Origin of the sequence: Pseudoalteromonas sp. AOP7-A1-14 (genome assembly GCF_052376275.1) — a bacterium.
GTDB lineage: Bacteria > Pseudomonadota > Gammaproteobacteria > Enterobacterales > Alteromonadaceae > Pseudoalteromonas.
The window spans coordinates 1-256 of record NZ_JBQSVO010000322.1; the positions used below are offsets into that span (position 1 = coordinate 1).

1 protein-coding gene is annotated in these 256 nt (G+C 44.5%); it reads left to right on the forward strand.

All coding sequences use genetic code 11. The features are described 5' to 3' along the window. A partial coding sequence (locus ACT3RM_RS18315; protein ID WP_444511571.1) for an ATP-binding protein occupies nucleotides 1-256 on the forward strand: 256 nt, incomplete at both ends.

Genomic DNA, 256 nt, shown 5'->3' on the forward strand with positions numbered 1-256 from the left:
TCTACATGGATAACTTCACGGCCTCGTTACCTTTAATGCTGAAACAATTAAAGCTTAGCACCATGCTTCAACAGTGGAATACCCTGGGCAAAAAAGCGATAGAAGAACAATGGAGCCCACAGCAATACTTATCTGAGCTGTGCCATATTGAACTTGCGACACGCGATGATAAACGCCTTCAGCGGCTTTTAAAAGATGCAAAATTGCCCGTGGGTAAACACCTTAGCAGCTTCGACTTTACCCTTGTTGATGGGGT